The sequence below is a fragment of the Aliirhizobium cellulosilyticum genome, assembly GCF_014198105.1.
GTDB lineage: Bacteria > Pseudomonadota > Alphaproteobacteria > Rhizobiales > Rhizobiaceae > Neorhizobium > Neorhizobium cellulosilyticum.
Genome location: NZ_JACIGW010000004.1, coordinates 348,874 through 367,969 on the forward strand (window position 1 = coordinate 348,874; position 19,096 = coordinate 367,969).

Consider the following 19,096-nt stretch of genomic DNA (forward strand, 5'->3'; position numbering starts at 1 on the left):
GATACTCTGCCGATCGGAAAGCTGCCCTCTCAAATTCCGGAAGGTTTAGATGGACCGTTTCGAAGCAATGTCGGTTCTGCTCGCAGTGGTCGAGGCTGGCAGCCTCTCGGCCGGCGCGCGGCGATTGCGTTCACCGCTCGCCACGGTCAGCCGCAAGGTCGCAGATCTTGAAAAGCATCTCGGCGTGCGCCTGCTGCTGCGCAGCCGCAGCGGCCTCGCCTTGACGGAAGAGGGCCGCGCCTTCGTCGCCGCGTCACGGAGCATTCTCGAGGCACTGGATGCCGCGGAGAAACAGGCCGGCAGCGATCATGGCGCTCTGCGCGGCGGGCTGCACGTGACGGCTCCGATTGCCTTTGGCGAGCGCCACCTGCTGCCGATTGCGCTGGAGTTCCTTAAGGAACAACCCGAAATCGACCTGCGCCTGACCTTGGCTGATCGGCAGCTTAGCCTCGCTGACGAGCATGTCGATGTCGCCCTTCGGATCGGGCATCTGGCGGACAGCGCACTGATCGCGACCCGTGTGGGCGCCGTGCGTCGGGTGATCTGCGCCAGCCCCGACTATCTTGCCCGCCGGGGTGTGCCGCGCCGGCCGGAAGACCTCGCCCGGCATGACGGCATAAGCTTTCAGGGGTTCGCGACTTCTCCGGAATGGCGTTATCGCCGCGATGGCGCCGCCTTCACCATAGAGCCGCGCTCGAAACTTTCGGTCAACACGACGGAGGCCGCCATTCAGGCGGCGCTGGCCGGTATCGGCATCATTCGCGTGCTTTCCTACCAAATCTCCGATGAGTTGCGCTCCGGTGCACTGCAAGAGTTACTGATGGAGTTTGCGCCAGAACCCCTGCCGGTCAACGTGATCCATCACCCAGCAGACCCCATGCCGCAAAAGGTGCGATGCTTCCTCGACTGGATCTCTCCCCGCCTGCGCGCGCAGATGGCTCTGTAATTCTCATTCCCCTCTCCTCCAGCCAAAAAAGAGCCCGGCACTCAAGGCCGGGCCAGGGAGGAGCTTTTTTAACCGCACTGCCTGTCAGACATGCCCTTCATATTCCAGAGACGCGCCGATCAGCTCGCGGGAATAGGGATGAACCGCCTCGCAGCCTGGGATCGCCTCGCGCGGCAATATCTCGGTAATCTCACCACGCAGCATCACGGCGAACCGGTCGCACATGTGATCGACCACCGCCAGGTCATGCGTCACCATGATGTAGGTGAAGCCGTGTTCTTCGCGCAGGCGCTGCAAAAGGTTGAGGATTTCTGCCTGCACGGAAACATCGAGAGCCGATGTCGGCTCGTCCAGAAGCAGCAGCGAAGGCTCGAGGATCAGCGCCCGCGCAATTGCGACGCGCTGGCGCTGCCCGCCGGAAAGCTGATGCGGAAAACGATCGAGAAAGGATCCGGGTAGTCCGACATCGGACAGCACCTTCTGCATCCGCTCCTCGTGATTTGTGAGCTTATGGATTCTCAGCGGCTCCGAAAGGACGGTTCTTACCGACTGGCGTGGATGCAGCGAACCGTAAGGATCCTGGAAAACCATCTGCAGCGTGCGGCAGCGTTCGATGAGCGGCATGTCGCGCACGGACTTTCCGTTGATCAGGATCTCTCCCTTCCAGAAGTCGGTCAGCATCGAGATGCAGCGCAGCACGGTGGATTTGCCCGATCCGCTTTCGCCCACCAGGCCGAAACATTCTCCCGGCTCCACCAAGAAGGATATGTCGGGAAGGACCTTGAGCGCTGTTGGCCCGTGGCCGAAAGTAATGGAGAGATTGCGTGTCTCGACTGATACCGTCATCGGGAAACCTCCTCCAGCCATTCGGGGCGGCGGTCCAGCACCGCCAGCGGCGCACGCGCGCCGCCGATGCGCGGCTGGGCCGCAATAAGACCCCGCGTATAGGGATGTTGCGCCTTGTCGAGGTCGCGGGCGGCAAGCGTTTCCACCACGCGGCCCGCATACATGATCAGCACCCGGTCGCAGAAATTGCGCACCAGGTTGAGATCGTGGCTGATCATGATCAGACCGATCCCGCGATCCCGAACAAGACCGTCGAGAATGTTCAGCACCTGCAGCCGCACCGTGACGTCCAGTGCCGAGGTCGGCTCGTCGGCGATGACCACATCCGGATCGGCAAGCAGCATCATCGCGATCATTACGCGCTGGCCCATGCCGCCGGAAATCTCGTGCGGATATTGCTCGCAGACCCGCTCCGGATCGCGGATCTTGACCGCTTCCAGCATGGCGACCGCCTTTTGAAGGGCATCCTTCCTGCTGCATTTGAAGTGACGCAGATAGGTTTCCGCCACCTGGTCGCCGACCTTGCGGATCGGGTTGAGCGAAAATTTCGGATCCTGCAGGATCATCGACATGCGCCGCCCGCGCACGCCGAGCATCTGTTCTTCCGTCAGCGACAGCAGTTCGACATCTTCGAACCGCATCTTGTCGGCGGTAATCTTGGCCGACGGAAGCAGTCTCAGCAGCCCTCGGCCAACGGTGGACTTGCCCGAGCCGCTTTCGCCGACAATGCCGAGCCGCTCGCGCCCGAGCGTGAAGGACACGCCGCGCACGGCATCGGTCGGAGCGCCCCCATAACGGATGTGAAGATTTTCAACGTCGAGGATTGGACGGGTCATGGCCTACCTCCGGTTCATCTGCTTGGGATCAAGCGCATCGCGCAGTCCGTCGCCAAGTAGGTTGAAGGCGAGGCTGACGCACAGGATGGCGACGCCCGGAAAGGTAACCAGCCACCAGCTGTCGAGCATGTAACGACGCCCGGTGGCGATCATCGCCCCCCATTCCGGCAGCGGCGGTTGTGCGCCAAGGCCGAGAAAGCCGAGACCGGCCGCCGTCAGGATGACGGTCGCCATGTTGAGCGTCAGCCGGATCAGCACCGAGGGCAGACACATGGGCACGATCGACTTGACGATGATGCGGGTCGGCGAAGCCCCCTGAAGGCGTGCAGCGGCAATGTAGTCCGCATTGCGAAAAGTCATCGCCTCGGCGCGCGCAAGCCGGGCAATCGGCGGCCAGGATGTCAGCGCGATGGCGATGATCGCGTTGTTGAGGCTCGGGCCGAGTGCAGCGACGAAGGCAAGCGACAGGATCAGGCTCGGGAAGGACAGGAAAATGTCGGTGATGCGCATCATCACCGTGTCGAAGCGACCACCCAGATAACCCGAGGCCGCACCGACGGCGAGCCCGATCGGCCCGACGACGATCGACACCAGGAAGATGATCGTCAGCGTGATGCGCGATCCCCAGACCAGACGGCTGAAGATGTCGCGGCCGAGTTCGTCGGTCCCGAACAGATGCCCGTTGCCGGGCGCCTGAAGCGTATTGGCAAGATCCTGCGCATAGGGATCATGGGTTGCGATGAGCGGCGCGAAGATGGCGACCAGGATCAACAGTGCGAGCACGGCAAGGCCGAAAAGCGAGGTCGGGCTCTTCATCAGGAAGAGAACGATGTTGCGCAGGGCATTGACCGAGGCCGGCACGCGCAGCTTGGAAGCGGTTGTGACTGACATCAGCGGGTCCTCGGATCGAACAGACGGTAAAGCACGTCGGAGAGCAGGTTGAGCGCGATGAAGATGACGCCGACGATCAGCACGCAGGTCATCACGGCATTCATGTCGCCAATGATCAAGTTGCTGGTCAGGTATTGCCCAAAGCCCGGCCAGGCGAATACCGTTTCGATCAGCACCGCGCCTTCCAGAAGCGAACCATAGGCAAGCGCCACGATGGTGACGAGCTGCACGCGGATATTGACGAACGCATGACGCCATATGGTCTGGTGTTTCGACAGTCCTTTCACGCGGGCGGTCGTGATGTATTCCTGCCCGAGCTGGTCGAGCATGAAACTGCGCGTCATGCGCGTGATATAGGCGGACGAAGAGTAACCGAGCAGCGACGCCGGCAGGATCAGGTGGTTCACCGCCGACCAGAAGACGTCCATCTCGCCCGCTAGCAGGCTGTCGATCAACAGGAAGCCGGTCGTTTCAGGAACAAGGCCGATATAGAACTGGTCCATGCGGCCACTGCCGCCGACAAGATCGAGCTTCGCATAAAGAACGATGAGCGCGATCATGCCGGTCCAGAAGATCGGCATCGAATGGCCGAAGAGGCTGAGCACGCGCACAAGGTGGTCGGGCCAGCGGTCCTTGTTGACCGCGGCGATGACGCCCATCGGCACGCCAAGGCCAGCACCGATCAGAATGGCGAAGGTCGCCAGCTCCATCGTTGCCGGCATGACATGCAGGATATCCTGGATGACCGGCTGGCCGGTGCGAATCGATGTGCCGAAATTGCCTGTCAGCACGTCGCCGAGATAGTAGAAGAACTGTTCCCAGAGCGGCCGATCGAGACCGAGCGAGCGGAAAACCTGCTCATAGGTCTCGCGGGTCGCGTCCTCGCCAACCATGGCGCGCACGGGATCCGCAGGCATCATCCGGCCAATGATGAAGGTAAGTACGAGCAGCCCGAGCAAAGTCACCAGAATGGTACCGATTTGCCCTAAAGCGCCCTGCATTGAGGGGCGTCTTGTCGACATGTATCCTCCGTATGTCGGCCGCCGGTCATCGGCGGAGACAGGCTCCCATCCTGTCAGACAACTTAATGAAAGTTGTCACATGCTGTTCGTACTGTCAAGCACTGATCAGAGGAAGTCTTCGCGCCGAGGCGTAAAGCAGTCGATCAGCTCGCCTTCCTCAAGGCACTCGCAGCCATGCGTGACATTGCCGGGAATGACGAGACTGTCACCCGCAGCCAGCTCATAAGCTTCGTTTCCACGGATAAACCTAAAGCGACCGCGAGCGACATAGGTCGACTGCACGTGCGGATGACTGTGCAACTTGCCCTCGGCCCCGGCCTCGAAGCGAAACGACACAACCATCAGCTCAGGCGCTTCGGAAAGGACCTGCCGCTGGACACCCTTATCGGGCGATATGATGGGAAAAACAGGTAGAGACATGAAACCTCACTGACAACAATCACAATGTCACCATATAAGGTTTAACTTCTGTATGACAACACGTCTATGACGAAGTGACTACGTCGTCCATGGGCAAGGTTCTCGCACGCAGCAGAGCCTTGTAACGCTCCAGGCTTCCACGCAGGTGGGCGCGCATGTGCTCGCGCGCGGCATCGGCATCACCTTCAATGATCGCATCGACAATTCGCGCATGCTCTTCCTGCAGATGAAGATTATAATCCTTGGGGCGGGATCCCGGCGCAGCCCCCTGAAGCTCTCCGCGAGGAATGATCCCTGAACGGATCAACTGAAGAAACTCGGGAAACCGCCGGTTTTGCGTTGCCTGGGCAATAGCCAGATGCAGTCCGAAATCCGCATCGCGGGTTGGTGTTCCGTTTGCAAGGCAGATCCTGACCTGATTATGCGCCTCCAGTATGGCTTCGATCTGGGCGGCCGAACGCCGCGCCGCCGCCAGCGCAGCGGCCTCAACTTCAAAAACCGTTCGCAATTCGAGCAGCTCGATGACCGACGAGATACGCTCGGTTTTCAGATCTTTGAACGGGCGTTCCTCTTCGCGCCTGGCCTCGAGCGCAAAAACCCCCGCCCCTTTACGCGCCTGAACGAGACCGTCTGCACGTAGAATGGCGATCGCTTCGCGCACGACTGTTCGGCTGACGGAATATTGCTTGGCAAGTGCGTTTTCACTGGGCAGCCGGTCACCAGCTTGAAATACACCGCTCGTCAGTTGCTTGCGGAGATCCGAACTGATCCTTGATGCGTGGGATGTATCCCGTCCAGCTGTCGCGGTAATGTCTTCCAATATCGCCTCGCTATTACCAACCTGTCAGGCACGTTCGATTAGCTATCGCAGGAGTTCGTTCTAGCTGCAAGCAAGATGTTTTCTCCGAACGACTTCAGAACAGACAACATTGGACTTCGACGACCGAGAGAAGTTCGGGATATCCCCGGATCGACAGAACTGTCGCTGGCGTCGTCAAAAGCTGAAAGACAAGCTGCTCCGACAGACATCGAGGCAGTCGAACCGATCCAGATGGCGATCGTCAGCAGGATCTGGCCATGCATCGCGCCGAAATCCAGAACCTATTGGCATCGACCAGCATTCTCTGCACATCTTCGGTGGACGTGAAGGCAGACACGAAACAACATTACAGGAACGTTTCTGCCACGCGAGCATCGGTCTTACGCGCTATAACGGACAGGCGTGAAGCAATTTTCCGTTGATCGAGAACCGCCCAAGGAACCGGGATCAAGGTGCAATCTGGATGTGGCTTACACCTTGTTTCGGGCTCGCTTCCCACCGCATCAGCCGACACCCCGAAGGTATTTTCTCTATAAAGCTAATTATGACCGGTCATTGAGAAGGTACGAGCTCCGAGACGGAACTTCCTCGATATATTCTGGAAATTCGGCGCTGATCACATCGATAATCGATAGTGTTCCCGAAAGATGCTTGCGCAAGGCCTCGGCTGCTGAATTCGGATCCCCAGACGCAATGGCATCGATAATTGCCTGATGGTCTGCGAGAACTGTTTCCATCTTACCCGGCATTGGCAAATGAAGCCGTCGAAGTCTATCAAGATGCACGCTCTGCCTGCGGACATTCGCCCAAAGCTGCGCAATACCGGCCTTCTCATAGAGCCGTCGATGGAACTCACGATCGACTGCATCGAACTTGTCATAAGTCTCGGGGCTTGCCACAGCTCTCTGCCGTGACAAAATCTCGCACAATTCATCGGCCGTTTCCATGGGAGCGCTGCCGGTCAGTCGTCGCACGGCCTCAAGCTCAATGGACAGCCGTAGAAATTGCGCCTGCCTCGCGTGATCGACATCAATCTTGGCGACAACCGTTGCATATTGCGGATAAACTTCGACAAGTCCTTCCTCCTGCAGACGCATCAGCGAATCGCGAACAGGCGTCTGACTCACGCCGAATTCCAGCTGGAGTGAGGCCCGAGAAAGTACCGTGCCCGGCACAAGCTCAACTTTCAGGATCCGTTCGCGCAAGATCTCATGCACTTGCAGTGCCACCGGCCTAGAACGGTCCAATTGACCACGCCTGATAACGTCACCCATTTATCGTTTCCATCAACCCCAATAATGCCAGCCCATCTAGAACATAAATCTCGCTTTGATGCACTGATGTTTTAGTGCTTCAATGTATTTATTCGCTTTGGGAGTAACGTGAAGACAGGGCAAGCGCCCCTCATTTTCGGGAGGATAATTATGCGATTGTTCATCAACGGCGTAACTGCAATTGCTAGGGTGAGGGACCGGCTTGTCCGAGCATGGCGCGGGAAAAGACGAGTATCGGTCACCCGTCAACCTGGCATTCTGGATCTCGCAAGCCATGCGATGGAGACACAGAAACTCATCGAGAAATAAACCGCCAAGGAACGGCTCGAAGGCGTTACCGTCGAGGGGCGCACGGCGCTGCTGACCGTAATGGCCATCGCATTTCGAGGTCTTTTCGCGCAGTGGCAACCGGCTCGGCGGCACGCGGATGCTCTCGCGATAGACTCATTGCCATTGGAGCACTAATGCATCAGTATATCTTTGGCAGAGAGAAATGAGTTGCGCACCTGGCGAACCTGATATCTTTTGAGGACATCATGACAGACTATATCCTTTCCGAGGCGACACGCGCCAAATTCAAGAAAATCTCCACGGCATCGATTGCGACTGCGCTCTACAAGCGCGGGCTGCGAAACCAGTTCATTCAGGGTGTCATTCCGGTTTCTCCAAAAGCCGAAAACATGGTTGGCCAGGCTTTCACGTTGCGATACATCCCTGCACGCGAGGACCGCAATCCAATCACCGTCTTTCGTGATCCCCAGCATCCCCAACGCGTCGCAATGGAAACCTGCCCTCCAGGCTGGGTCCTGGTCATGGACGCGCGCAAGGACGCACGAGCTGCAACTGCTGGATCTATTCTTATCACCCGCCTTGCGCTTCGCGGCGCTGCCGGGGTCGTTTCAGACGGTGGTTTTCGCGATGCCAACGGCATAGGCGAACTGGACATGCCGGCCTATTATGCCAAGCCCTCTGCACCAACCAACCTGACGCTGCATGAAGCCTTGGACATCAATGTGCCGATTTCGTGCGGCGACGCCCCGGTTTTTCCAGGGGACGTGCTGGTCGGAGATCGCGATGGCGTTATGGTCATTCCGGCGCATCTGGCAGATGAGCTCGCTGACGAATGCACCGGAATGGAAAGCTACGAGGAATTTGTTCTTGAACAGGTCAAAGCCGGTGATGCGATCATCGGCCTATACCCTCAAACAAAGGACGAATACCGAGAAAAATATGAGGCTTGGCGCAAGAAACACGGACGCTGAGCGACCATAGCGTGCAGACTTAAAACCTGCGCGCTCAATCTTTAGCATCATGATTTCAATGAACTGGAGTGAAAATCGTGTTTAAACCACATGGCCAGCATCTGGTCGCCGGAGAATGGGTAGCAACAGCCGAAACCTTCTCCAACGATCCGGCACATGGCGAGATATCTAATTTTTCGGTCGGAACAGTAGATCTGGTCAACCGCGCTTGCGCGGCCGCAGAAGAGGCATTTTGGTCCTACGGCTATACCAGCAGGGCGCAACGCGCGGCCTTTCTCAACGCGATCGCGGACGAGATCGAGGCGCGCGCCGAAGCGATAACCGAAATCGGTAGTGCCGAAACCGGTTTGCCTGCCGCCCGCCTGCAGGGTGAGCGAGGTCGAACGACGGGACAATTGAGACTTTTCGCCGACCATATCCTCAAGGGCGATTATCTCGATCGCCGGCATGACGAGGCTCAGCCGGATCGCAAACCTGCACCTCGACCGGAAATACGGCTGATGCAACGTCCGATCGGGCCGGTCGCCGTATTTGGCGCATCAAACTTTCCTTTGGCATTTTCCACAGCCGGCGGCGATACGGCTGCAGCGCTTGCCGCGGGTTGCCCCGTTGTGGTCAAAGCCCATTCGGCGCATCCAGGCACCAGCGAGATCGTCGCAGAGGCCATTTTTGCCGCCATCAAAAGCTGCGGCATTCATCCGGGAACCTTCTCGCTTATCCAAGGCGGCAAGCGGGACGTCGGCCACGCTCTTGTCAAAAACCCGTTCATCAAGGCTGTCGGCTTCACCGGCTCACTCGCGGGCGGTAGAGCATTGTTCGATCTTTGCGCACAGCGCCCCGAACCGATCCCGTTCTTTGGTGAACTCGGATCGGTCAACCCGATGTTCGTACTTCCAGGCGCGCTGAAGGAGAAGGCAACAGAACTTGCGGCCGGTTGGGCGGGATCGCTTGTCATGGGAGCCGGGCAATTCTGCACCAATCCGGGCATCGCGATCGTTCCTCGCGGCAGCGAAGGCGATGCTTTCGTCGCGGCAACGGCCGAAGCTCTTGCCAAGACGGCTCCGCAAACCATGCTGACGTCAGGGATAGCGCAGGCATATCACGACGGAAAGGCGCGCTTTGATGGCCGCAATTCCGTTCGCTCAGTGCTTGCAACCGAAAGCACCGGACGTGAATGCCGCCCAAATCTCTACGAGGTGCAGGCCGAGGCATTCATCGAAGATCATGCTCTATCCGAGGAAGTCTTCGGCCCGCTTGGCCTTGTCGTGCGCGTCGCTTCGGCTGATGAAATGCCTGCATTGGCAAAGAATTTCGAGGGCCAGCTTACGGCCACAATGCAGATGGCGGATGAAGACACCGCCCTTGCTCGGAATTTGCTTCCTATCCTTGAGCGCAAGGCGGGACGGGTTCTGGTCAACGGTTTTCCAACGGGCGTCGAGGTCGTGGACTCCATGGTTCACGGCGGTCCTTATCCGGCCAGTACCAATTTCGGCGCAACCTCGGTCGGAACCATGTCTATCCGACGGTTTCTGCGGCCCGTGAGCTATCAGAACATTCCGGCCGGCGTCCTGCCGGACGATCTGGCTTGATAAAATCGAGGCCCCGATCGCGTTGATACGCATCGGGGCCGCGGTGTTCCTGGCATTTAAAGAATGCCGTGACCCAATCTATCCGACTAAAAATCAAAGCGCTTGTTTTTGCGCCCTCATGATCCGTCCGGAAATGTTGTTTGTCACCTAGGTCTTGCATGCGCTAAACGCGCCATTTTCGATTCTCAGAACCTTACCCAAATTGAGCGTCGACTTCGGGTCCAAGGCTGCTTTCATCGTCAGCATGAGATCATGTTCCACTTGGCTGCGATATTGGGCGACCGCATCGTTTTTCACAAAACCCAACCCGTGCTCGGCAGACATGGAGCCGTTCATCGACAGCGCCATGGTGTGAATGATGGATTGGATTTCATTGCCCCGGCTAAGAAATTGCTCAGAGTCAGAACCCAGCGGTTGCAGCAGGCCAAAATGGATATTTCCATCTCCAAGATGGCCGAAGGCAATAACGCGTCCCGTTGGAACAATTGCGAGCACGGCACGTGAGCAGGCATCCATGAATGCCGGAACGGCGGAAAGAGGCAAGGAGATATCTGTGGTGATCACAGCCCCTTCCATGAAGTCCGCCTCCGCTAATCCTTCGCGCAGTGCCCAGAAATCCCTGTTTTGCTGGATGGACTGGGCAATCGCCGCATCGACGACCAACTCTGATTCAAACGCTTGAGACAGAATGGTTTCGAAAAGTTCGCGAACCCTCTCCTCTCCGTCATTCGATCTGAACTCAATCAGCAATTGCCAGTCCTGTAGCTCCCCGAGTGGAAAGCGGGTTGATGGAAAATGCTTGAACACAAGTTCGAGCCCGGCGCGTGGCATCAGTTCGAAAGTGGTGAGGCTTTCACCTCCGTGCTTCTTGCACAGGATTAGAAGATCAAGCGCAGACTGCAGAGACGGAACGGTGCAGACTGCTGCGACAGCCGTGCTGGGCATGGGGAAAAGTTTAAGAACGGCTCCTGTGACGATGCCGAGCGTTCCTTCGCTGCCGATGAAGACATGCTTGAGATCATAGCCCGTGTTATCCTTGCGAAGCGCCCGCATTCCATCAAGAATGCGACCGTCCGCGAGTACGACTTCGAGACCGAGAACGAGGTCGCGCATGTTGCCGTAACGCAAGACATTCGTTCCGCCCGCATTGCTGGCAATATTGCCGCCGATCTGGCAGCTGCCTTCCGATCCGAGCTTTAAGGGGAATAGTCGATCTGCCTGCTCGGCGGCCTGCTGTACGGAGGCAAGCGTGCAGCCGGCATCGACTGAAATCGTGTCGTTGAACATATCGATGTCACGGATACGATTGAGCCTGGACAGGTTGACGATGACCTCGTCACCCTGACCTGTCGGAATGGAACCGCAGGCCAGCGAGGTATTCCCACCTTGCGGCACGATCTTCAGCCCGTTGTCGTTGCAGATCCTTGCTATCTCCGAGACTTCGAAGGTGGTTGACGGTTTCAGGACAAGGAGAGGATCGGCAAAAAAACGCCCTACCCAGTCGGTTGCATGGCTGCGGCGCTCGGCTTCGTCGGTGCTCCAGCCTTGCGCGCCAACGACCTGCTTGAGGCTCTCGATGACCGAAGCTATAGGGCTGGTTGAGGGCGTGGATATGGGATCGGCCATTATCTTCTGTGTTGTTTAGAGCGTTTCTCCCGAAGCAGGAAATCCGCTTCGGGAGACATGCTTCAACGATGATCAGGACCGCGGCGAAACAGCCGGGCTAAATCGGATCAAGCTCAGAATTTCAAAAAGCATCTGTGCACCGTTATGGGCCGTATTGGTGGTCGCATCGTATTGCGGTGCGACTTCCACGACGTCGCCGCCGACAAAGTTCAGGCCCTTCAACCCATGCAGGATATCGAGTGCCTGACGGTTGGTCAGGCCGCCGATTTCCGGTGTGCCAGTGCCGGGAGCGAAGGCCGGATCGAGGCTGTCGATATCGAACGAGAGATAGGTCGGTCCGTCGCCAACGACCTCGCGTGCCTTGGCAATGACCGCCTCGATGCCCATCTTGCCGATTTCCTCGGCATGGATGACCGTCATGCCGCTCTCATAGGAAAACTCCCAGAGATATTCGGCGGCGCCGCGAATGCCTATCTGGATCACACGGGTCGGATCGAGCACGCCGTCAAGAACGGCATTGCGGAACGGACCGCCGTGATGGAACTTCGTCAGGTCGTAGGCGCCGCCGGTATCGCAATGGGCATCGATATGGATCATGCCGACCGGTTTGTCACGACCAACAGCCTTGAGGATCGGGTGGGTAATCGAGTGATCGCCGCCGACTGCCAGTGGAATGACATTGGCATCGATGACCTTGTTGAAATGCGCCTCGATATCCTCATGGCTCATTTCCAGCCGGTAGCGGCTGCGGAACGGCACGTCACCGATATCGGCCACATTGATCTCGAAAAGTGGTGCGGTTTTCAGCACGTGGTTATAAGGCCCGACGCGCTCGATCGATCGCAAGGCGCGCGGCCCGAAACGAGAGCCAGGTCGATTGGTGACGCCAAGATCCATCGGAACGCCGATCAGCGCTACATCGAGATCGGAGAGATCCGGCTTTGCCGGATCGATCTGCCGGTAAGTCGCGTCGAGCAAGGTCGGGATGCCGCTGAACGGCGCTGCCCGTGTTCCGGAAGCCGAGAAAATGCGGTCGGCGACCGCGCGAAATTCCGGGTCGTGGATGCTTCCGCCATGGCCTTCGCCATACCGTTCGCGCAGACGCTTGAGCGCTTCTTCATCGAGAGCCATGGTCAAATCCTTCGCTATGCTAACTGTTTATCGGGCCGAAGCCGCCTCGAGCGTCTCGTAATGATCTGTGATCTCGGCTCCAGTGGCAATCCAGACGTCGCCCTTGTCGATGACGTGCTTGAGGAAATCGCGCAGGATGTGCCAGCGCATCGGCCGGCCCGAGACCTGGGGATGCAGCACGAGCGTAGTGACGCCACCCCAGGCATGGGTCGCCTCGAATTCGTCTTTCCACAGCTGGAGCACGGGATCGCGGCCGAACAGCGGACGCGAGCTGGTGCGGCTCGACATACCGAAATTCCAGTCGTCGAACGCGAAATTGACGGGGATTTCGACCGGTCCGACAGCGCCATCGGGACCGGCATGGCGATAGGGGAGAATGTCGTCGCGGAAAGAGCTGGAGTAGCGAATTCCGACCTTCTTCAGATAAGCGAGCAGTTCGGGGAAATTTTCACCGGAAGGCGCGCGATAGCCGACCGGACGGATGCCGAGAGCCGATTTTAGCGCGTCAAAACCGCGGTCGATCTCTTCAAAGGCTTCATCGCGCTTGGTCCGGTCCGGAAGCTTGTGAAGGTAACCGTGATGGCCGATTTCGTGGCCGCCAGCGACCATCGCCTCGCATTGCGCTGGGTGGGCGAGTGCCGTCCAGCCGGGTGTGAAGAACGTGCCCTTCAGGCCCAGTTCCGCCATCAGTTCGAGTATCTTGGCGATGCCCACGCGCGCGTCGTAACCGCCATGCGATGTCGTGACCATCCGGTCGACATTGGAGGGATTGTTGCCGATCCAGGCGGTCTCAGCATCAACGTCAAAGCCGATGAACAAAGCGCTCTTTGCACCATTCGGCCAGATCATCTTCGGTGTGGCTGGAGCGGGGTTCAGCGGGCGTGGGGAAAGATCGAATGTCATCTCTTGAGCTTTCAACGGAAGGTGGGGATGCTGTCGGCATTGCCTGCCATCAGCGCTTCGATTTCAGAGCAGTCTTCGATTCGTTCGAGCGAGCCCAAGGTTTTCCACAAGGCTTCGACTTGATCGGATCGAAGGCTCATCGCCACAAGTTCGCGGAACTTGGCTTCGACGGCAGCTGCCTGCATTGGCCGCTCGGCGGAACCGGTCGCGCGGGGAACCATGCGATCGACCACCATGCCATCCTTGAACCGAAGCGTCACGACCGGCTCGGCCATCGGATCCATTGCCTCATCGACCGCAACATCGATCCGGTCCATCATCGCATGAACATCAGGATGATTACGATGCTCTTCGGTATAGGCCTGCAGGCCGGCCGTGCCGAATGTGCAGCGCGCTGCCAGCGCATAGGGAAGGCTCATCTGTGTCGGGGCCATCGCAGCGCCCACCTTGGCGCCGCACATGTCTTTGAGCATGGCGCTCATGCGCAGGTCGATATGCTGGATATCGGAGGCGTTTTGCCCGGTTTCCGACAGGAGGTCTTCAAGTGCATCGACGGCCGAATGCGCACCGCGGCAGGATGCATAAGGCTTCAGCACGGCTCGATTGACCTTCCAGACTTCGCCCAAGCCTTCGGCAAGCAATTCGGGCTGGCAGGCGGACTTGTTATAGGATTTGAAAAAACCGCCCCATACATCATCGAAAACGCGGGATGGGCCGGCAAAGCCGTTTGAGGCCAGCAAGGCCGCGAGCAGGCCGCCTTCGGCAGCGCGGCCGGCGTGAAGCTTCTTCGCCTGCGAGCCGTCATGAATGAAGGCCCAAAGGCCGGAGGAAAAACTCGTGGCCAGAGTGATGGCATCCCGTGTCGCGGCTGCATCGAGACCCAGCAGGTTGGCGCATGCGGCCGCCGCTCCAATAGTGCCGCAGGTGCCGGTCGAGTGCCACCCGAGACTATTATGGGCATCATAACCGCCCGTCGCCTCCAGGACGCGTCGCCCGACATCATAGCCTGCGACCACAGCAGTGATCATCCGCTGGCCGTCCATTGGTCGACCTATCTCGTGCAATGCCGAGAACAAGGCCGGCAGCACCACGGCGCCGGAATGGTCGCAGCCGCCGGAATCGTCCAGCTCGAAAGCATGCGCGGCACAGCCGTTGAGAATTGCAGCGTCACGGGTCGAGGCAGCAAGACCGGTTCCCCAAAGCGGGACGGGACCGGCGGGTCGAAGTGACTTTACCGAAATGGCGAACTCATTGGAGCGCGCGCCAGCCAGGGCGGCGCCCAGCGTATCGGCAATATGGGTCTTGGCTTTGGCAACGACATTCGCCGGCAGGGCGTCATAGTCGAGAGAGGAAACGAAGCGGGCCAGCCTGTCGACCGGCGAGTCGGCGAGAGAACGGTTCATGGGATGCTCTGGAGATGCTCGACGAAGCGGCCATCTTCAAAGCAGATGCCGCAGATGCATCCGGACGCGAGATTTCGCGTCCGGACATCCTGATATGGGCGTTACTTGACGGCTTCGCCGTTGATGTAGATGCCGTCGAGCATCGTGCCTTCGAGACCGTGCTTGGCATAGATGGCCTTGTATTCGCCGGATGCCATCAGAGCCTTGAGGGCCGCGGCATAGGCATCGCGCAGGGCCGGATCCTTCTTGGAGAAGGCAATACCCTGGTAGACAGCCGTGAAGGGCTCGCCGACGATGGCATAAGTGTTCTTTTCCAGGTTGGTCAGGTATGGAAGGGTTTCAGACCCCTGGACTGCGCCGTCAAGGCGGCCCTGCTTCAGCTGGGCGCGCGCATCCGCCGAACCTTCAGTGCCTACAACCTTGATCGCAGCAAGACCCTTTGCTTCGCAGTTGGCGGCGCTCCACTTCGCCGTTTCATCCGGGAAGGAGGTACGACGGCTCATGCCGATCGTCTTGCCGCAGAAGTCGGCAGGTGTCTTGAACTCTTCCTTGCGTGAAGCCGAGGTGTAGAATTGTGCACCGGACTTCATGTAGTCGACGAAGTCGAGCGTCTCGCGACGCTTCGGCAAGTCACTCATGCCGCTATGGATAAGGTCTACGCGACCGGTTTCCAGCGAGGAAACCATCTGCTCGAAGCCGATATCGGCCCATTCGACGGTGGTGCCGAGCTGCTTTGCCAGCGCCAGGCCGAGATCGATGTCAACACCCATCAGCGTGTTGGTGGCCGGATCCTTGTATTCCATCGGCGGGTAGTTCGGCTGGTTGGCAACGACGACCTTGCCGGCGGTCTTGACGCGGTCCGGCAGCCCCTCGGCATGTGCGGCCGTCGATGCCAGAACTGCCGCGAGGGCAATGAATGCAGTCTTCATGTAAGTTCCCCTTATTGAACCTGGATTGGATTGATGTTTGTTTTCTGATTTGCGGGCAGGAAAATTCCTGCCTGCCCGATTGTCTCAACTATGCACAGCCCTGATGAATTCCGCAGTGCGCGGGCTTTTCGGTGAGGTCAGGACTTCCGATGCCGGGCCGATCTCAACCATCTTTCCCGCCTCCATGAAGGCCACGGTGTTGGCGACATTTCGGGCGAAGCCGAGTTCGTGGGTCACCACGATCATCGTCATGCCACTCGCGGCGAGATCCTTCATCACGTCCAGCACTTCTGAAACGAGTTCCGGGTCGAGTGCAGACGTCGGCTCGTCGAACAGGATCAGATCGGGGCGCATGCACATCGCACGGGCGATTGCCACGCGCTGCTGCTGGCCACCGGAAAGCTGCGACGGATAATGACCAATCTTGTCGCTCAACCCGACGCGAACGAGAATATCCTCGGCGCGCTTGCGAACTTCCGCCACAGGCTCCTTTAGAACCTGAACGGGGCCTTCCATCACGTTTTCCAGCGCAGTCATGTGCGGGAAAAGATTGAACCTCTGAAAGACCATGCCGACCCGCCGGCGCTGGCGCGCCATGTCCGCATCGTTGATCTCGTGAAGGTTGTTGCCTTCACGGCGATAACCCACCAGTTCGTCATTCACCCAGATCGCACCCGAGTTCATTTTCTCGAGCTGGTTGATGCAGCGGAGGAACGTGCTTTTTCCCGATCCCGACGGACCGATGATGCAGCAGACTTCGCCCTTGGCGATCTCCAGATTGACCTTGTCGAGGGCGGTGAATGGGCCGTAGAGCTTGGTAACGTCGACGGCCTTTACAATAATATCCTTGGTCATCTCACACCTCACATCGACGCCGTGATGGACTTGCTGCCACGGCCGAAATAGCGCTCGATATAGTACTGGCCGATCGACAGAAGAGTGACGACTACGAGGTACCAGAAGCACGCGACCAGAAGCAGTTCGAGCACGCGGGTATTGGCGAAGTAGATGATCTGGGCGTTGTGGAGGATTTCCGAATACTGGATGACGCTGGCAAGCGAAGTCAGCTTGACCATGCCGATCACCTCGTTTCCGATCGGCGGCACCATGACGCGCATGGCCTGCGGCAGCACGATACGACGAAGCATCTTGAACTGCGTCATACCGATCGCGCGGGCGGCCTCATATTGGCCGCTGTCAACCGACAGAAGACCACTTCGCACGACTTCCGACGTGTAGGCACCCTGCGAAATGCCGAGACCGAGCATGGCGGCGACAAACGGCGTCATGATGTCGACGGTGCGGAACTCGAATAAACCGGGGATGCCCATCGTCGGAAAGATCAGCGCCAGGTTGAACCAGATCATCAGCTGCAGCAGCGCAGGCGCTCCACGGAAGATCCAGACGTAGCCGATCGCGATCGAGGAAAGCACCGGATTGCCGGATACACGCATGATCGCAATGACGACGCCGAGGACGATGCCCAGCGCCATTGCTGCAACCGTCATGATCAGCGTACTCTTCAATCCTTCCAAAATGGCCGGGGCGAAGAGGAAGTCGCGAACATAGCTCCATTCGATCTGGCCGACGCTGAAGGCGCGCACGATCGCCGCGAGGATCAGCAGCACGATGGCTGCTGCGATCATCCGCCCGATATGGCGTTTCGGCACCAGTTTCAGATGGGCGATTTCGTATTTCTGGTCATTGGTCGAAGATGTTACGTCTGCTGTGCTCATCGCGCGCCTCGCGTGTGCTGCGGTACGGCTGCTGCGCCCGCCTGAAGCAGTTCGGCGGCAGCGAAAGCGGCCTTGGCCTCCAATGCGGCATTGAAGCGCGCGATCTGATCGCGCACGCTTGCCGGCGAGGTGGAACCATAACCGGTACGGCTTGCAAGCGCACCTTCGATCGTGATGGCGTTTAGAACGCCAGAGTTCAGGCGATCATCGATATTCGGCAGATCGGCTTCCGTCAGGCCGGCCAGATCGTGGCCGTGTTCCTCACAGTAACGGACGACAGCACCGGTGATTTCGTGAGCCTGGGCAAACGGCACGCCCTGCGAGACCAGCCAGTCGGCAACCTCGGTTGCCAGCGTGAAGCCCTTAGGCGCTTCCTCACGCAGTTTGGCCACGTCGAATTCCAGCGTTTCAACCATGCCCGCAAAAGCCGGCAGGATGAGTTCGAGAACGTCGAGGCTCTCGAACAGCACGCGCTTGTCTTCGGCGAGGTCGCGGTTATAGGCAAGCGGCATGGCCTTCATCGTCGCCAGGAAGCCCGCGACGTTGCCGATCAGCGTGCCGCTCATGCCACGCGTCAACTCAGCAATGTCGGGGTTCTTCTTCTGCGGCATGATCGACGAGCCGGTCGAATAGCTGTCATGCAGCTTGACCCAGCTGAATTGTTTGGAGGCCCAGATGCAGATTTCTTCCGCCAGACGCGACAGGCTGACGCCGACCAGCGAGCAGATGAACAGGAATTCCGCAACGTGGTCACGCGCTGCAACGGCGTCGATCGAGTTTTCGCAGGCAGCGGAATAACCGAGCTCGATGGCAGCCAGATCCGGGCGGTTGACGATGCCTGAACCTGCAAGAGCGGCTGCACCGAGCGGAGAACGATCGAAGCGGCGATCGAAATCCTCGAAACGCTCGATATCGCGCAACAGGCTCTGCGCATGCGCCATAAGATGATGGCCGAGCACGATAGGCTGTGCCGGCTGCAGGTGAGTAAAGCCGGGCATTACGGTTTCGGTATGCTTTGCAGCCTGTGCGGCGAGTGCCTTCTCGACATCGATGATGCCGCGCGAGATTTCGCGGGCCATGCGGCGCAGATAGAGGCGGGTGTTGTTGGCGGTCTGGTCGTTGCGCGAACGTCCGGCGCGCAACTTGCCGCCGAGGGCGCCGAGACGCTGCATCAGCAGGCGCTCGATGAAGGTGTGAATGTCCTCGTCCGACGGGATCGGCTCTTCGCGTTTTTCGGCAATGTCGAGCTCGATCTGATCGAGTGAGGCACGGATCGTGGTGAATTCAGTCTCGTCCAATACGCCAGCGCGCTTGAGTTCGGAAGCATGCGCGCGGGAACCGGCCAGATCTTCGCGATAGAGACGGAAATACGAGGGATGTGCGCGAGAGAGATTGGCAAGTGCTTCGGACGGGCCGGACTTGAAACGCCCACCCCAAAGCTGTGTCGGTTCAGACATCAGTG

18 protein-coding genes are annotated in these 19,096 nt (G+C 58.8%); 3 read left to right on the top strand and 15 right to left on the bottom strand.

From position 1 onward, the window contains the following. Positions 1-49: 49 nt before the first annotated feature. Positions 50-946 (top strand): LysR family transcriptional regulator, encoded by an 897-nt coding sequence (locus tag GGE33_RS18775; RefSeq protein ID WP_183826470.1) that lies wholly within the window; start codon positions 50-52, stop codon positions 944-946. 84 nt (positions 947-1,030) lie between these two features. Here GGE33_RS18775 and GGE33_RS18780 read toward each other — a convergent pair whose 3' ends face one another. The 7 genes from GGE33_RS18780 to GGE33_RS18810 form a co-directional block, all read right to left on the bottom strand. Then, entirely contained in the window at positions 1,031-1,792 is a 762-nt protein-coding gene (locus GGE33_RS18780; protein WP_148146808.1) for an ABC transporter ATP-binding protein, read from the bottom strand. After that, positions 1,789-2,628, bottom strand: a complete 840-nt coding sequence (locus GGE33_RS18785) for an ABC transporter ATP-binding protein (RefSeq protein ID WP_183826474.1) — start codon at positions 2,626-2,628, stop codon at positions 1,789-1,791. The genes GGE33_RS18780 and GGE33_RS18785 overlap by 4 nt, the downstream gene beginning before the upstream one ends. 3 nt (positions 2,629-2,631) lie before the next feature. Beyond that, on the bottom strand, positions 2,632-3,519 hold the full coding sequence (locus tag GGE33_RS18790) for an ABC transporter permease (RefSeq protein WP_148146804.1): 888 nt from the start codon (positions 3,517-3,519) through the stop codon (positions 2,632-2,634). Next, positions 3,519-4,541: an ABC transporter permease gene (locus tag GGE33_RS18795; RefSeq protein ID WP_183826477.1), complete on the bottom strand. Its 1,023-nt coding sequence runs from the start codon at positions 4,539-4,541 to the stop codon at positions 3,519-3,521. Before GGE33_RS18795 ends, GGE33_RS18790 begins: the two co-directional genes overlap by 1 nt. Positions 4,542-4,646: 105 nt before the next feature. Continuing rightward, positions 4,647-4,961, bottom strand: coding sequence for a cupin domain-containing protein (locus tag GGE33_RS18800; protein WP_183826480.1), 315 nt, complete (start codon positions 4,959-4,961; stop codon positions 4,647-4,649). 64 nt (positions 4,962-5,025) lie between these two features. Continuing rightward, a complete protein-coding gene (locus tag GGE33_RS18805; protein WP_394353676.1) occupies positions 5,026-5,772 on the bottom strand; it encodes a FadR/GntR family transcriptional regulator in 747 nt (248 codons plus the stop codon). Between the two features lie 551 nt (positions 5,773-6,323). Beyond that, a complete protein-coding gene (locus tag GGE33_RS18810; protein WP_183826486.1) occupies positions 6,324-7,055 on the bottom strand; it encodes a GntR family transcriptional regulator in 732 nt (243 codons plus the stop codon). Between the two features lie 536 nt (positions 7,056-7,591). On the opposite strand from GGE33_RS18810, the gene GGE33_RS18815 reads away from it, so the two are divergent. Together GGE33_RS18815 and GGE33_RS18820 are read left to right on the top strand one after the other, a co-directional pair. After that, entirely contained in the window at positions 7,592-8,317 is a 726-nt protein-coding gene (locus GGE33_RS18815) for a ribonuclease activity regulator RraA (protein WP_183826488.1), read from the top strand. Between the two features lie 74 nt (positions 8,318-8,391). Then, complete coding sequence (locus GGE33_RS18820) at positions 8,392-9,906, top strand: aldehyde dehydrogenase family protein (RefSeq protein ID WP_183826787.1); 1,515 nt, start codon at positions 8,392-8,394, stop codon at positions 9,904-9,906. Positions 9,907-10,053: 147 nt separating this feature from the next. Here GGE33_RS18820 and GGE33_RS18825 read toward each other — a convergent pair whose 3' ends face one another. From GGE33_RS18825 to argH, 8 genes are all read right to left on the bottom strand, one after another. Next, positions 10,054-11,532 carry an FAD-binding oxidoreductase gene (locus GGE33_RS18825; protein ID WP_183826491.1) on the bottom strand — a complete coding sequence of 493 codons (1,479 nt, stop codon included), beginning with the start codon at positions 11,530-11,532 and terminating at the stop codon, positions 10,054-10,056. Positions 11,533-11,604: 72 nt separating this feature from the next. Beyond that, entirely contained in the window at positions 11,605-12,663 is a 1,059-nt protein-coding gene (gene speB / locus GGE33_RS18830; protein ID WP_183826494.1) for an agmatinase, read from the bottom strand. 27 nt (positions 12,664-12,690) lie between these two features. After that, positions 12,691-13,566 (bottom strand): polysaccharide deacetylase family protein, encoded by an 876-nt coding sequence (locus GGE33_RS18835; RefSeq protein ID WP_183826497.1) that lies wholly within the window; start codon positions 13,564-13,566, stop codon positions 12,691-12,693. Positions 13,567-13,577: 11 nt separating this feature from the next. After that, a complete protein-coding gene (locus GGE33_RS18840) occupies positions 13,578-14,969 on the bottom strand; it encodes an MmgE/PrpD family protein (protein ID WP_183826500.1) in 1,392 nt (463 codons plus the stop codon). A gap of 101 nt (positions 14,970-15,070) precedes the next feature. Next, entirely contained in the window at positions 15,071-15,898 is an 828-nt protein-coding gene (locus tag GGE33_RS18845) for an ABC transporter substrate-binding protein (protein WP_183826503.1), read from the bottom strand. An 84-nt stretch (positions 15,899-15,982) separates the two neighbouring features. Continuing rightward, positions 15,983-16,753 (bottom strand): amino acid ABC transporter ATP-binding protein, encoded by a 771-nt coding sequence (locus GGE33_RS18850; RefSeq protein ID WP_148146786.1) that lies wholly within the window; start codon positions 16,751-16,753, stop codon positions 15,983-15,985. Between the two features lie 8 nt (positions 16,754-16,761). Continuing rightward, positions 16,762-17,634 carry an amino acid ABC transporter permease gene (locus GGE33_RS18855; RefSeq protein WP_183826506.1) on the bottom strand — a complete coding sequence of 291 codons (873 nt, stop codon included), beginning with the start codon at positions 17,632-17,634 and terminating at the stop codon, positions 16,762-16,764. After that, a complete protein-coding gene (argH, locus tag GGE33_RS18860; RefSeq protein WP_183826509.1) occupies positions 17,631-19,091 on the bottom strand; it encodes an argininosuccinate lyase in 1,461 nt (486 codons plus the stop codon). Before argH ends, GGE33_RS18855 begins: the two co-directional genes overlap by 4 nt. Between the last annotated feature and the right edge of the window lie 5 nt (positions 19,092-19,096).